Here is a 12274-nt window from a genome sequence, read left to right on the forward strand (position 1 = left end):
TCCCGCTTGACCTGCTCGTCCAGCATCCGCGTCAACAACTCGTCCCGCGCGTCGATGATGTCATCACCCAGCAGCACCGCGAACGGCTCATCGCCCACATGCATGTGCGCCCGATGCACCGCATGCCCGAGCCCGAGCGGGTCGCCCTGACGGACGTAGTGCATATCGGCCAGCTCGGTCGACTCGTTCACCTTCTCGAGCTTCGCGGTATCACCCTTGCGCTCCAGGGTCGCCTCCAACTCGGCCACCCGGTCGAAGTGATTCTCCAACGCGTTCTTGTTCCGACCCGTGATCATCAACACGTCCGTCAGCCCCGCGGCAACCGCCTCCTCGACCACGTACTGGATCGCCGGCTTGTCGACCACCGGCAGCATCTCCTTCGGCATCGCCTTCGTCGCCGGCAGGAACCGCGTCCCCAACCCAGCCGCAGGAATGACCGCCTTCGTGATCCGTTGATTCATGGCCTCAAGCGTAGCCGTTCGCCCCTCCCGGACCCGCCCCGGCTGCCCCTCCGCAGGGCCGCGGCCTAGGATGTGTGCCATGCCCGAGGATCCGGACGTCCAGAAGCGCATCCTGCGCGCCGAGCTCCGCGAACGCCGCAGGAACATGACGGCGCATGAACGCGGACTCGCGACCGAGGGCTTCACGGCGCGGCTCGAAGAGCTCATCGGCACGACCGAGGCGGACTCGATCTCGTGCTACCTGTCGATGCCGTCCGAGCCCGACACGAGGCCGTTCGTGAACTGGGCCGAGGCGCGGGGCATCCGGGTGCTCTTCCCGGTCACCCGCGAGGACGGACTGCTCGACTGGACCGTGGGCGAGGAGTCGACCGAGACGGTGGGCCTCCACGGGACGCCCGAGGCCGTCGGCGAACTCCTCGGCCCGATGGCGATCAACGACGTCGACCTCATCCTCATCCCGGCCGCCGCGATCGACGCGAGCGGCATGCGGCTCGGCTGGGGCCGGGGCTATTTCGACAAGACCCTCGGATCGATGGGAAAATGTCCACCGGTGTACGCCGTGGTCTTCGACAGCGAGTTCGTCGAGCACGTGCCGCGCGAGGTGCACGACCAGCCGGTGAACGGCGTCGTGACCCCCACCCGCATCATCGCCTTCTGACCGGATCGGCCGGTCTCCACGACCGGAGAGTTCCATGCCCACGTATTCCTACCGCTGCACCGAGTGCGACAACGCCTTCGACATCCACCAGGCGTTCACCGACGACACGCTGACGGTGTGCGAGGTGTGCGGAGGCAAGCTGCGCAAGCTCTTCAACACCATCGGCGTGACCTTCAACGGCTCGGGCTTCTACCGCACCGATTCGCGGGCGGGCGGCTCCGGCGGCGCGTCGGGCAAGTCGGATGCCTCGTCGTCGAGCTCGAGCTCCTCGTCGTCGTCGGGCTCGAGCTCGTCGTCGTCGAAGCCCGCGTCGAGCGGCGGGGGCGCCTCGGCTTCGTCCTGAGGCTCGGCTAGCGTGGTGCCCGTCCGAATCGACTCCGGAGGGGGGAAGCCGTGATCAAGGGCTTCAAGGAATTCATCATGCGGGGCAACGTCATCGACCTCGCCGTCGCGGTCGTCATCGGTGCCGCGTTCACCGCCGTCGTGAACTCGATCGTCGCGAATCTCATCAACCCGCTCATCGGGCTGCTGTTCAAGGCGGAGAGCCTCGACGAGGCGCTCGTCGTCACCATCGGCACGTCGAAGTTCCAGTTCGGCGCGATCATCGGCGCGATCATCTCGTTCGTCGCCGTCGCGGCCGTCGTCTACTTCGTGTTCGTCATGCCGATGAACCACTTCAAGGAGCGCGCCGAGCAGAAGCGCAAGGCCGGGCAGCCCGATCCCGAGGAGCCCGAGACCGAGCTCACCGTGCTCGCGCAGATTCGCGACCTCCTCGCCGAGCAGGGTCCGGCGGCCGGCGGCACCGCAACGGGACGCCACGCGGGCGACTAGCCCGACGGGCACCGCACGAACGACCTGCGCCGCCCGGCGGCCGCGTACGCGGCCCTGCCGGGCGGTTCGTCGTCGCAGGCCGCGAGCGGGCGGGACCGGTCAGTCGCGCCGCCAGTGCGGCGGACGGTCGCGCGTGAGCCGCTCGTCGTCAGGCGAGGGCTTCCGCACGGCCGACGACGCGGAGTCGGGTTCCGCGCGCGGCTCTTCGCGTTCGACGGGTGCCTCGGGCGACGGGTCGGATCCCGGCGCCGGAGTGAGCCGTGCCCGACGCGCACGGCCCGGCGCGCGCTCGACGCGCTGACGCGGAGTGGACTCGTGCTCCTGCTCGTCGCTCACGGCGCGCGCGGCGGCACGTCGCCCTCGGCGACGGCCGGGTCGGGCTTTCCGAGCAGGGCCGCGACGCGCGCGGCCACGGCATCGGGGTTGCCGAAGAGCTCGAAACTGTGCACCCGGAGGTAGTGCCAGCCGAGCCGGCGCAGCACATCGGGGCGCAGTCGCAGCGACTCGCGCAGGCTCTGCCCCGCGAAGGCGTCGTCGGTCTCGACGACCACGGCCTTGCCCGCGTGGGCCGCCGCGAGGGCGAGCCGCCCGCGGTGACCGACGCTCACCCGGATGCCGCGGCGCTCGAGCCGGGCGCCGAGGTCGCGGAGCATCGGCCCGGGCGGGTCTGCCTCACCCTGGTCGGCGGCACGCTCCTCGGTCTGCGTGAGCACGTTCGCCAGGGCGAGCACGCCGTGGCTCTGCCTCGACTCGTCGATGTCCTCCGGCCGGAACGCCGAGACGAGGTCCATCGAACGCCGTGCGCGCGTCATGCCGACCGCGAGCAGGCGGTCGCCGCCGGGCTCGCCCAGCGAGCCGAAGTTCGAGAGCAGGCGCCCATGCGGGGTGCGGCCGTAGCCGATGGAGAAGATCACGCGGTCGCGACTCTGCGCGACGGCCTGCTCGAGCGTCAGCACCGTGAAGGGTTCGGCCCGGTCCTTCAGGATGAAGGCGGAGAGGTCGGTGCGCTTGGCGAACGCCGCGAGCACGGCCTGGTGCACTCGCGCCGCGTGGCGGGTGCTCGCGGTGATGACCATGAGCGACTCGCGGGGGCGCTTGACCGCGTGCTCCATCACGAGCTCGACGACCTTCGCGACCTCGGAGTCGATCGATTCGACCGTTCCGGTGACGGCATCGGGGAGCCCGTTGCCCGCGACGTAGTGGAGCCCGAGACTGCCATGGCCGAGGAAGCTGCCGGCCCAGGGCATCGAGACGATGCGCCCGGCGTAGAAGCGGCGGTTGACGAGCTCGGCAAGGTCTTCGCCGCCCGCACGGTAGCTGCGCGTGAGCGTGAGGGTCGGCAGGAGCTCGCCGAGGCGCGCGAGCGCGGAGTCGGCGTGGAGGGCGTCGACGCCGTGGTCGGCCTCGACCGGCTGGTCGCCGTCGTCGATGCCCGTCTCGAAGAGGGTCGGCGTCTGGGTGACCGGGTCGCCGAAGGCGACCACCTGCTTCGCACGGCGGATCGCGCCGAGGTTCTCGGCGATCGTCGTCGCACCGGCATCGACGAGGAGCACGGTGTCGAACTGGATCCGCTCGTCGATCCCGGCGACCTCGTAGGGCGAGGCGAGCCACACGGGCGCGAGCACGCGGAAGAGGTTCGGGACCTCCGACTGGAGCGCGCCCACGCGGACCCGATCACCGCGGAGCATCCGCTTGAGCCTGCCGGCCTCGTCGGGGTGGTCGACGAGCGCGACCTTCCAGTTCTCGGCCAGCCGCCACGCGAGCAGCGGCCCGGCGGCCGAGGCGTGCGCCTCGTCGACGAGCCGGAAGTCGCCCTCGAGCCGGTCGAGCACGGTCGTGTTCGCGCCGAGGAGCGCCTTCTCGCTCGCGAGCACCTGCTCGAGCACCGACTGCCACCAGGCGAGCTCGAGCTCGCCGGCGACGGCCGGCTCGGGCACGTGGCGACGTGCGAGATCGAGCAGGAGCGGGTCGAGACCGAGGTCGCGCAGGCGCCCGAGGATCGCGGTGCGCTCCTGCAGGTTCGCGAGCACCTCGGAGTCGGCGGCGAGCCCCGCGAGCGTCGCGACGAGTTCGCGGATCGGACGCGCGGCGAGCTGACGCGGCGTGCCGACGACGTCGAGCGGTGCGTCGAGGGTGGTGAGGTCGGTCGCGACGTGCTGGAACGCGACGTGCACGTCGTCGAGGCCGACCGGGACGCCCGGGATCGCGCCGGCGTCCGAGTAGCGCTGCCACAGCGTGCGCTGCTGCTGGATGCCACGGAGCGCCGCGTTGAGGTCGGTGATGTGCACCCCGGGGCGCACGTACTCGAGGGCGTGCCTGCGGAGCCTGCGGCGGTTCGCGCCCGACATGCCGGGCGACTCGCGTCGCGGCGCCGTCGCCGTGATCAGCTCGCCGAGGGGGCGATCGTAGACCGACGGCTGGAACCGGTCGAGCGTCTCGCGAACGTCGAGGAGGAGCCGGAGGAAGACACCGAGCTCGGCGATCGACTCGAAGTCGCGGAGACGGGTCTGCGCGATGAGCGCGCGACCGCGCTCGAGGAGCCGGGGCACCTCGACACTGCTCAGGCGCTTCGCGAGCTCGTGGGCGTTCGTCGCCTCGGCCGAGGTCGCGAAGGAGGCGCCGTACCAGGGCGAGTCTCCGGGACCGTAGCGGAACTCGCCGAGCTCGGCGGCCCGGGCGAGCTCGCGTGCGACGTCGCCGCGCCCGCTCGAGAGGGCGACGAGTGCGGCGTGGTCGAGCCTCGCCGTCGTCGAGGGCGGGGTGGGCACGAGGGCGAGCCGGGCGAGCTCGCCGAGCGCGTCGAGCACCGAGACCTTGAGCTCGGGGTCGCGTCGCGTGAGCGCCGTGCGGTAGTCGAGCAGCACCTTGCGCAGCCGCACGAGGGCGTCGTCGACGTCGGCCACGCGCGGGCGCTCGGCCTTCTCGTTGCGCGAGATCGACTGGATCAGCTCGCGCCGGAGGCCCGCGGTCGTGACGGCGGCACCGCCGAGCCCGATCTGGCCGAGGCGGTGGGCGATGCCGTCGAGGCTCGCCCGGCGCGAACCGACGACGAGCACGCGCTTGTCCTTCGCGACGAGGGCGCCGATGGCGTTGACGACCGTCTGCGTGCCGCCGGTGCCCGGCAGCGTCTTCACGACCACGGAGGCACCGGCCTCGATCTCGGCGACGACCTGCTCCTGTTCGGGGTCGGCGTCGAGGAGGAGGGTGTCGGTCGACGGCGGCCGCTCGTCCTGCGAGACGGGGCGCGCGGGCTCATCGCGTGCGGCGGCGACCGAGGCCCGGGCCGCCGGGTTGCCGGCGAGGGCGTCGATGACGGGGTGCTCGAGCCGCGAGGCATCCGCCGCCATCTCGGGGCCCACCTCGGCGAAGGAGGAGACGACGAGTCGCGGTGCGACCTGGAACCACGGGAGATGGCTCGTGAGGCCCCGCAGCCGGTCGATGACGGGCTGCGGCTTGAACGCGCCGTTGGTGATCGCGAGCGCGACGAACGCCTCGGCGTCGAGGGTGATCTGGAACTGCTCGCGGAGTTCGCGCGCGAGCGCGGGGTTCAGGAACGGCTGGCCCTTGAGCTTGAGCTCGAAGTCGCGGCCGTACCGGCGGATGGCGAGCGGACGCAGGAGCACCGGCGCGAGGTACTCCTCGCCGTCGTTGCGCCACGAGGCCAGGCCGATCGCGAGGTGGACCGACTCGATGCCGCGGACGCTCCGGAGCTCGATCCCCTTCTGGGTGATCTCGGCGGCCGCGAGTCGTGCGTTGCGGAGCGCGAGTTCGTCTCGGATGAGGCTCGAGAGCAGCGTCGACTTGCCGGTGATGAACTGGGGCAGCCCGCCGGGATGCGTGGTCGAGAGCTCGATGCGGGTGCGCGGCGTGTCGACGAACCGCACGAGCGGTGAGCGACCGCCGACCGAGGCGAGTTCGGCGCTCCAGCGTCGCCAGCTGGGCTCGGCGACGTTGCCGGCGACGAGTTCGGGATCGCCGAGGCTGACGCCGTTGGGGCTCGTGATGTCCTGTTGCATGTGGTCCGGGGTGAGGTCGTCGGCTGCGGCATCGGTCTCCTCGCCGAGGATCTCGTCCTCGGCGTCGTCGTTCCGATCGAGCCGCTGCACACCGACACACTAAGACGAAACGCGCGATTTCCTCGGAGCATCGCCGCATCGGGCACTCATTCGATACCCCCAGGGTATTGTGCTAGCTTCGTCGGATGCTCCCGCACCACTCCTCCCCCCGTGCACCGCGCGTCACCGTCGTCATCGGCGGCGTCGCCGGAGGCATGTCCGCAGCCACCCGCCTGCGCCGCCTCGACGAGGAACGAGAGATCATCGTCGTCGAACGCAGCTCCGCGGTCTCCTTCGCGAACTGCGGCCTGCCGTACCACGTGTCGGGCGTCATCGCCGAGCGCGACGCCCTCTCGTTGCAGACGCCCGAGCGGCTCGCCGACCGGTTCCGACTCGACGTGCGCGTGCGGCACGAGGCGATCGCGATCGACCGGGAAGCGCGGACCGTCGCGGTGCGTTCCCTCGCGAGCGGGGTCGTCGACACGCTGCACTACGACGAGCTCGTGCTCGCGCCTGGCGCGGCGCCGCGCCGCCCGCGCGACGTCGCGACCGGCGCCCCGCTCCACACGCTGCGCACCCTCGACGACCTCGACCGCATCATGGATCGCCTCGACGACGCGCCCGCCGGCGATGCCGTCGTCATCGGCGGCGGCTACATCGGCCTCGAGATGGCCGACAACCTCGCCCGCCGGGGGCTCGCGACGACCCTCGTGCAGCGCGGCGGGCAGGTGCTCGGCTCGCTCGACGAGGAGATGGCGGCACCCGTCGCCGACCACCTCGTCGCGCACGGGGTCGCCCTGCGGCTCGGCCGCACCGTCGACCACGTCGCGGCCGACCACGTGCGGCTCGACGACGGCACCCGCCTCGCCGCCGACCTCGTCGTCGCGGCGATGGGCGTCGTGCCCGAGACGGGACTCGCCGCCGCGGCCGGCCTCGCCATCGGGCCGAGCGGCGGCATCGTCGTCGACCGCTCGCACCGCACGAGCGACCCCGCGATCTTCGCCGTCGGCGACGCCGTCGAACAGCGCGACGCCGTCGACGGCGGCCCCCGCCTCGTGCCGCTCGCCGGCCTCGCGAACCGCCACGGGCGGGCCGCGGCCGACGCCATCGCCGGACGCGCCGCCTCCGCCCGCCCCGCGCTCGGCACCGCGATCATCGACGTCGCCGGGCTCACGGTCGCGAGCGTCGGATGGACCGAGCGCACCGCCCGCGACCGGGGTCGCGCCGTTCGCGTCATCCACTCCCACCCGCTCTCGCACGCCGGCTACTACCCCGGCGCCTCGCCGATGTCGCTGAAGCTCGTCGTCGACGCGGCGAGCGACCTGATCCTCGGCGCCCAGGCCGTCGGCACCGACGGCGTCGACAAGCGCATCGACGTCCTCGCCACGGCGATGGGCGCCGGGATGACCGCCTCCTCGCTCGCCGAGCTCGAGCTCGCCTACGCCCCGCAGTTCGGCCAGGCGAAGGATCCGGTGAACCAGTTGGGTTACGTCGCCGAGAATCTCGCGACGGGCATCGACCGGGTCGTCCAGTGGCACGAGCTCGACGCGGTGCTCGAGGAGGGTGCCGTGCTGCTCGACGTGCGCGCGGAGGCCCAGCTGGCCGAGGGGAGCATCCCCGGGGCGCGCTGGCTGCCCGTGGAGCGGCTGCGCGAGACGCACACCGAGTTCGCCGGCCGCCGGGTGGTCGTGCAGTGCCGGGTCGGCCAGGGCGCCCACACCGCGGCGCGCCTCCTCGCCTCGCTCGGCCACGACGTCGTCAACCTCGACGGCGGCTTCCTCACCTGGCGCGACGGCATGCGCGCCCGCGAGCTCGCGACCGGCGAGGCATCCGACCGCGACCGGGCGGCCGCCGCCTGAGGCCCGCCCTCCGACGATCACCCCACGCCGACCCCCGACCATCCGATCTGAAGACAGAAACGAGGCCCCACCGATGCAGTCCCTCTCCCCCACCGAAGTGCACGCCGCCGACGACCCGTACATCATCGACGTCCGCGAGCCCGAGGAGCTCGCCCAGGCGCGCGTCGACGGCGCCCACCACATCCCGCTCGGCGAACTCGTCGCGCGCCTCGACGAGGTCCCCCGCGACCGCACCGTGTACGTCATGTGCCACGTCGGCGGACGCAGCGCCCAGGCCGTGGTCTACCTCGAGCAGCAGGGCGTCGACGCGGTGAACATCGACGGCGGCATCCTGCAGTGGTACCGCGCCGGACTCCCGGTCGAGACGGGCGGGACGGAATGAGCGGCCCGGGCGAGGCCGCCGGGGCGATCGTGTCCGAGACCGACGCCGGGCGCCTCGCCGAGCAGCGCCGCATCGCGAACCGCCTGAAGCGCGCACGGGGCCAGCTCGGCGCCGTCATCGAAGCCGTCGAATCTGGCGCCGACTGCCGCACCGTGGTCACCCGGCTCGCGGCCGTCTCGAGCGCCCTCGACCGTGCCGGCTTCGCGATCATCTCCTCCGCGCTGCGCGAGTGCCTCGCCGACGAGCAGGAGGCGACCGGCGGCGCCCCCGCCGAGCGCGGGGCCGCGTCGAAGCCCGACGTCGAGGAGCTCGAGCGGCTCTTCCTCAGCCTCGCCTGATCCGCGGCTCGTCTCCGACGCAGAATGACGGATGCCCCGCCCACGAGTCGTGGGCGGGGCATCCGGTCGCGCTGGGCAGCGGGAGCACGCCCAGCGCGACGTTTCCGCACCCCCCGCGACCGCCTGTGCAGTGGCGGTCGATCGGCTGCGAGGGGTGAAGCTCGGCGGGGCGCGATGCGCGCCCCGCGCCGGCTCAGCGAGCCGTGTACTCGAGGCCGTGGGCGGCGGCGACGGGCTCGTAGGTGAGCTTGCCGCCGGTCGCGTTGAGTCCCTTGGCGAGCGCGGCGTCGCCCGCGAGCGCCGCCTCCCAGCCGAGGTCGGCGATCTTCAGCGCGTACGGCAGGGTCGCGTTGATGAGGGCGGGCGCCGACGTCGCGGGCACCGCACCGGGCATGTTCGCGACGCAGTAGTAGATCGCGTCGTGGACCTTGAAGGTCGGCTCGGCGTGCGTCGTCGGGCGCGAGCCCTCGAAGCAGCCGCCCTGGTCGATGGCGATGTCGACGAGCACGGCGCCCGGCTTCATCGTCGCGACCATCTCGTCGGTCACGACCTTCGGCGCGGCCGCACCCGGGATGAGCACGGCGCCGACGACGAGGTCGGCGGTCTTCAGCGCGCGGGCGATCTCGTACGAGGAGGAGGACATCGTCTTGATGCGGCCGTGGTAGCGGCCGTCGATCTCGCGCAGCTTCGGCAGCGAGATGTCGAAGACGGTGACGTCGGCGCCGAGGCCGAGCGCGGTCGCCGCGGCCTGCTCGCCGGCGACGCCGCCGCCGATGACGACGACGTTCGCGGGGGCCGTTCCGGGCACGCCCGCGAGGAGCACGCCGCGACCGCCCTTGGAGGCGTGGAGCTCGGCGGCGCCGACCTGGGGGGCGAGGCGCCCAGCGACCTCGCTCATGGGGGTGAGCAGCGGCAGCGAGCGGTCGGCCAGCTGCACGGTCTCGTAGGCGATCGCCGTGACACCGGAGTCGAGGATGGCCTTCGTCAGCGGCAGGTCGGCCGCGAGGTGGAGGTACGTGAAGAGCGTGAGGTCGTCGCGGAGGTAGCCGTACTCGCTCGCGACGGGCTCCTTGACCTTCAGCACGAGCTCGGCCGACCACGCCTCGGCGGCGGTGGCGACGATGCCGGCGCCCGCCTCGACGTACTCGGCGTCGGTGTAGCCGGCACCGACGCCGGCACCCGACTCGATGACGACCGAGTGGCCGCGCTGCGTGAGCGCGTGGACGCCCGCGGGGTTCATCGCGACGCGGAATTCGTTGTTCTTGATCTCAGCGGGCACGCCGATACGCATGATTACTCCGAACAGCTCTCGGCCGACAGCACAGTCGACCGAATGGAATGTGGATGGATGCGAATATCATCGCCGCTTGTTCGTCATCCTGAAAGATCAACCGTGGATGATTCGGTAGAATCGGGATCTCCGATTCATTCATGCGAAAGCGAGGGTTCCGATGGCGGATGCACCGCAGATCAGCGCCCCGGGCGTCGAGCCCGCGCCCGTGGTGCTCGACGCCGTCGACCGGCAGATCATCGCGCTCCTGCACGAGAACGCGCGCATCCCGAACGTCGATCTCGCGCGCTCCGTCGGCGTCTCGCCCTCGACCTGCCTCGCCCGGGTGCGCTCGCTCCGCGAGCGCGGCGTCATCGTGCGCTACACCGCCGAGATCTCCCCTGCCGCGCTCGGCTACCACCTGCAGGCGCTCGTCAGCGTGCGCATCCGGCCCGGTGCCCGTCACCTGATGGAGCAGATCTCCGATGAGCTCCGCACCCAGCCCGAGGTCGCGCAGCTCTTCTTCCTCGGCGGCTCCGAGGACTTCCTCATCCACGTGCGCGTTCGCGACAGCGACCACGTGCGCCAGTTCGTGCTCAAGAACCTCTCGGCGAACCCCGCGGTCGCCCTCACCGAGACGAACCTCGTGTTCGAGCACCACACGGCGATGCCGGCCGGCCTGCGCACCGTGCTCTGACGCGGCCCGGCGGCAGGGCCTCGCGGCTCACCCCCGCAGGGGCAGGATCTCGGCGAGGTCGAGTCCGTCGGGCGCCTCGAGCTGGGCGTAGGTGCAGCTCTCGGGGGTGCGGTCGGGGCGCCACCTGCGGAACTGCGCCGTGTGGCGGAAGCGATCGCCCTCCATGTGGTCGTAGGCGACCTCGACGACGAGCTCGGGCCGGAGCGGGACGAACGAGAGGTTCTTGCCGGCGTTCCACCGGCTCACCGCGCCCGGCATCCGGCCGCCCTGCTGCGCCGACTCGTCGGCCCATTCGCCCCAGGGGTGCGCGGCGAGGTCGGTGGCGACGAGCGGCTCGAGTTCGGCGACGAGACTCGCCCGCCGCGCCATCGAGAACGCGGCCACCACACCCACGTGCTGCAGCCGACCGTCGTCGCCGTAGAGGCCGAGCAGCAGCGAGCCGACGACGTCGCCCGACTTGTGCCACCGGTACCCGGCGACGACGCAGTCGGCCGTGCGCTCGTGCTTGATCTTGAACATCGCCCGCTTGTCGGGGAGGTACGCGCCGTCGAGCGGCTTCGCGACGACGCCGTCGAGACCCGCCCCCTCGAAGCGCGTGAACCAGTCGCGTGCGACGGCCGGGTCGCTCGTCGCGGGGGTCGTGAAGATCGGGTCGGATGCCTCGGCGAGCGCCTCGACGAGACGCGCCCGCCGCTCGGAGAACGGCCGGGCCATGAGGTCGTCGTCGCCGGAGGCGAGCAGGTCGAAGCCCACGAAGGCGGCCGGGGTGCGCTCCGCGAGCATCCGCACCCGGCTGTCGGCGGGATGGATCCGCTGCTGCAGGGCCTCGAAGTCGAGCCGCCCGTCGGTCGCGATGATGATCTCGCCGTCGACGACGCATCGCGCCGGAAGGTTCTCGCGGAGCGAGGCCACGAGCTCGGGGAAGTAGCGGGTCATCGGCCGCTCGTTGCGGCTGCCGAGCTCGATCTCGTCGCCGTCCTTGAACACGATCGTGCGGAACCCGTCCCATTTGGGTTCGACGTGGCCCGTGTCGGGGATCTCCTTCACCGACTTGGCGAGCATGGGCGGCACTGGCGGCATCACCGGGAGGTCCATCCGACCATCCTGCACCTCCGCGCCCCGCGGCGGTAGCACCGGAGCGCAGGCGGGTCAATCCCTCGCGTCCGCCGCGCGCCGCGCGTAGCGTCGGAACTGCCGGGGCCGACGGGGCCCGACGGTGCGAGGAGTCTCCATGAGTGACGTGCGATCCGACGAACCCGGCGCCCAGGACGAGCAGGAGGCCGCGCTCCGGGCAGCCGAACAGCATCAGCAGGCCGAGGAGGACGCCGACGCCGACGAACGCGTCGTGGTCCGCGATCCCGTGACCGGCAGGATCTCCGAGGAGGGCGTCCGATGAGTTCGACCATCGATCGTCCCTCGCGCCCGCCGCGCTTCACCACGGCCCTGCCCCCGGTCGGCGTCTGGTGGCCGATGCTCGAGGGCCCCCTCCGGTGGGAGATCCTCGAGGACCTCCACGCCCCGCTCCGAATGGTCGTGGTGCGGCGCATCCTCGAGCTCTGCGAGTCCGAAGCGGGGATGCCGCGTACACCCGTCCGTCTCGACGAGAACGAACGCGCGTACATCGCCGGCTGGGCCCACGCCGTCGACTGGAACTGAGCGGCCCCGCCGAGACGGCGCACGGCGCAACCAGGAGGACGGGCCGCGATCCCCGCGGCGCGCGGGG

The 12274-nt window shown here is 72.2% G+C and carries 13 protein-coding genes; 9 read left to right on the plus strand and 4 right to left on the minus strand.

The window, feature by feature from the left end:
* Positions 1 to 461, minus strand: a 461-nt coding sequence (locus tag ACFVTR_RS05255) for a UTP--glucose-1-phosphate uridylyltransferase (protein WP_387035397.1), incomplete at its 3' end; no start/stop codon positions are given.
* Positions 462 to 540: 79 nt separating this feature from the next.
* Between ACFVTR_RS05255 and ACFVTR_RS05260 the strand changes: the two genes are divergently transcribed.
* From ACFVTR_RS05260 to mscL, 3 genes are read left to right on the plus strand one after another with little or no spacing between them, the layout of a single operon-like run.
* On the plus strand, positions 541 to 1119 hold the full coding sequence (locus ACFVTR_RS05260) for a 5-formyltetrahydrofolate cyclo-ligase (protein ID WP_387035399.1): 579 nt from the start codon (positions 541 to 543) through the stop codon (positions 1117 to 1119).
* 34 nt (positions 1120 to 1153) lie between these two features.
* Positions 1154 to 1462, plus strand: a complete 309-nt coding sequence (locus tag ACFVTR_RS05265; RefSeq protein ID WP_387035400.1) for an FmdB family zinc ribbon protein — start codon at positions 1154 to 1156, stop codon at positions 1460 to 1462.
* A 50-nt stretch (positions 1463 to 1512) separates the two neighbouring features.
* A complete protein-coding gene (gene mscL / locus ACFVTR_RS05270) occupies positions 1513 to 1950 on the plus strand; it encodes a large conductance mechanosensitive channel protein MscL (protein WP_387035402.1) in 438 nt (145 codons plus the stop codon).
* 332 nt (positions 1951 to 2282) lie between these two features.
* Here mscL and ACFVTR_RS05275 read toward each other — a convergent pair whose 3' ends face one another.
* Complete coding sequence (locus ACFVTR_RS05275; protein WP_387035404.1) at positions 2283 to 6056, minus strand: AAA family ATPase; 3774 nt, start codon at positions 6054 to 6056, stop codon at positions 2283 to 2285.
* 95 nt (positions 6057 to 6151) lie between these two features.
* Here ACFVTR_RS05275 and ACFVTR_RS05280 point away from each other — a divergent pair, with 95 nt between their 5' ends.
* The 3 genes from ACFVTR_RS05280 (at position 6152) to ACFVTR_RS05290 (ending at position 8584) form a co-directional block, all read left to right on the plus strand.
* The gene (locus ACFVTR_RS05280; protein ID WP_387035405.1) at positions 6152 to 7864 is read left to right on the plus strand and encodes an FAD-dependent oxidoreductase; all 1713 of its coding nucleotides are present in this window, start codon (positions 6152 to 6154) and stop codon (positions 7862 to 7864) included.
* A 73-nt stretch (positions 7865 to 7937) separates the two neighbouring features.
* On the plus strand, positions 7938 to 8246 hold the full coding sequence (locus ACFVTR_RS05285) for a rhodanese-like domain-containing protein (protein WP_376944569.1): 309 nt from the start codon (positions 7938 to 7940) through the stop codon (positions 8244 to 8246).
* Positions 8243 to 8584 carry a metal-sensitive transcriptional regulator gene (locus ACFVTR_RS05290; protein ID WP_387035407.1) on the plus strand — a complete coding sequence of 114 codons (342 nt, stop codon included), beginning with the start codon at positions 8243 to 8245 and terminating at the stop codon, positions 8582 to 8584. Before ACFVTR_RS05285 ends, ACFVTR_RS05290 begins: the two co-directional genes overlap by 4 nt.
* Positions 8585 to 8777: 193 nt before the next feature.
* Here the strand turns inward: ACFVTR_RS05290 and ald are convergent, their stop codons facing one another.
* On the minus strand, positions 8778 to 9875 hold the full coding sequence (gene ald, locus ACFVTR_RS05295; protein WP_387035408.1) for an alanine dehydrogenase: 1098 nt from the start codon (positions 9873 to 9875) through the stop codon (positions 8778 to 8780).
* A 160-nt stretch (positions 9876 to 10035) separates the two neighbouring features.
* On the opposite strand from ald, the gene ACFVTR_RS05300 reads away from it, so the two are divergent.
* Positions 10036 to 10551 (plus strand): Lrp/AsnC family transcriptional regulator, encoded by a 516-nt coding sequence (locus ACFVTR_RS05300; protein WP_387035409.1) that lies wholly within the window; start codon positions 10036 to 10038, stop codon positions 10549 to 10551.
* Between the two features lie 27 nt (positions 10552 to 10578).
* Here the strand turns inward: ACFVTR_RS05300 and ACFVTR_RS05305 are convergent, their stop codons facing one another.
* Positions 10579 to 11646, minus strand: coding sequence for an ATP-dependent DNA ligase (locus ACFVTR_RS05305; RefSeq protein ID WP_387035411.1), 1068 nt, complete (start codon positions 11644 to 11646; stop codon positions 10579 to 10581).
* 136 nt (positions 11647 to 11782) lie between these two features.
* Here ACFVTR_RS05305 and ACFVTR_RS05310 point away from each other — a divergent pair, with 136 nt between their 5' ends.
* Positions 11783 to 11947 carry a hypothetical protein gene (locus ACFVTR_RS05310; protein WP_387035413.1) on the plus strand — a complete coding sequence of 55 codons (165 nt, stop codon included), beginning with the start codon at positions 11783 to 11785 and terminating at the stop codon, positions 11945 to 11947.
* The gene (locus tag ACFVTR_RS05315) at positions 11944 to 12207 is read left to right on the plus strand and encodes a hypothetical protein (RefSeq protein ID WP_387035415.1); all 264 of its coding nucleotides are present in this window, start codon (positions 11944 to 11946) and stop codon (positions 12205 to 12207) included. The genes ACFVTR_RS05310 and ACFVTR_RS05315 overlap by 4 nt, the downstream gene beginning before the upstream one ends.
* The last annotated feature ends 67 nt before the right edge of the window (positions 12208 to 12274 follow it).

Source organism: Agromyces sp. NPDC058126, assembly GCF_042884595.1.
In the GTDB taxonomy this organism is placed as follows: Bacteria; Actinomycetota; Actinomycetes; order Actinomycetales; family Microbacteriaceae; genus Agromyces.

What these genes read in the sequence shown, in the direction of transcription:
- ACFVTR_RS05265 (WP_387035400.1), top strand. Translation starts at nt 1,154, where the DNA reads ATGCCCACGTATTCCTACCGCTGCACCGAGTGCGACAACGCCTTCGAC.
- ACFVTR_RS05300 (WP_387035409.1), top strand. Translation starts at nt 10,036, where the DNA reads ATGGCGGATGCACCGCAGATCAGCGCCCCGGGCGTCGAGCCCGCGCCC.
- ACFVTR_RS05305 (WP_387035411.1), bottom strand. Translation starts at nt 11,646, where the DNA reads ATGGACCTCCCGGTGATGCCGCCAGTGCCGCCCATGCTCGCCAAGTCG.
- ACFVTR_RS05260 (WP_387035399.1), top strand. Translation starts at nt 541, where the DNA reads ATGCCCGAGGATCCGGACGTCCAGAAGCGCATCCTGCGCGCCGAGCTC.
- ald (WP_387035408.1), bottom strand. Translation starts at nt 9,875, where the DNA reads ATGCGTATCGGCGTGCCCGCTGAGATCAAGAACAACGAATTCCGCGTC.
- ACFVTR_RS05280 (WP_387035405.1), top strand. Translation starts at nt 6,152, where the DNA reads ATGCTCCCGCACCACTCCTCCCCCCGTGCACCGCGCGTCACCGTCGTC.
- ACFVTR_RS05290 (WP_387035407.1), top strand. Translation starts at nt 8,243, where the DNA reads ATGAGCGGCCCGGGCGAGGCCGCCGGGGCGATCGTGTCCGAGACCGAC.
- ACFVTR_RS05315 (WP_387035415.1), top strand. Translation starts at nt 11,944, where the DNA reads ATGAGTTCGACCATCGATCGTCCCTCGCGCCCGCCGCGCTTCACCACG.
- ACFVTR_RS05285 (WP_376944569.1), top strand. Translation starts at nt 7,938, where the DNA reads ATGCAGTCCCTCTCCCCCACCGAAGTGCACGCCGCCGACGACCCGTAC.
- ACFVTR_RS05310 (WP_387035413.1), top strand. Translation starts at nt 11,783, where the DNA reads ATGAGTGACGTGCGATCCGACGAACCCGGCGCCCAGGACGAGCAGGAG.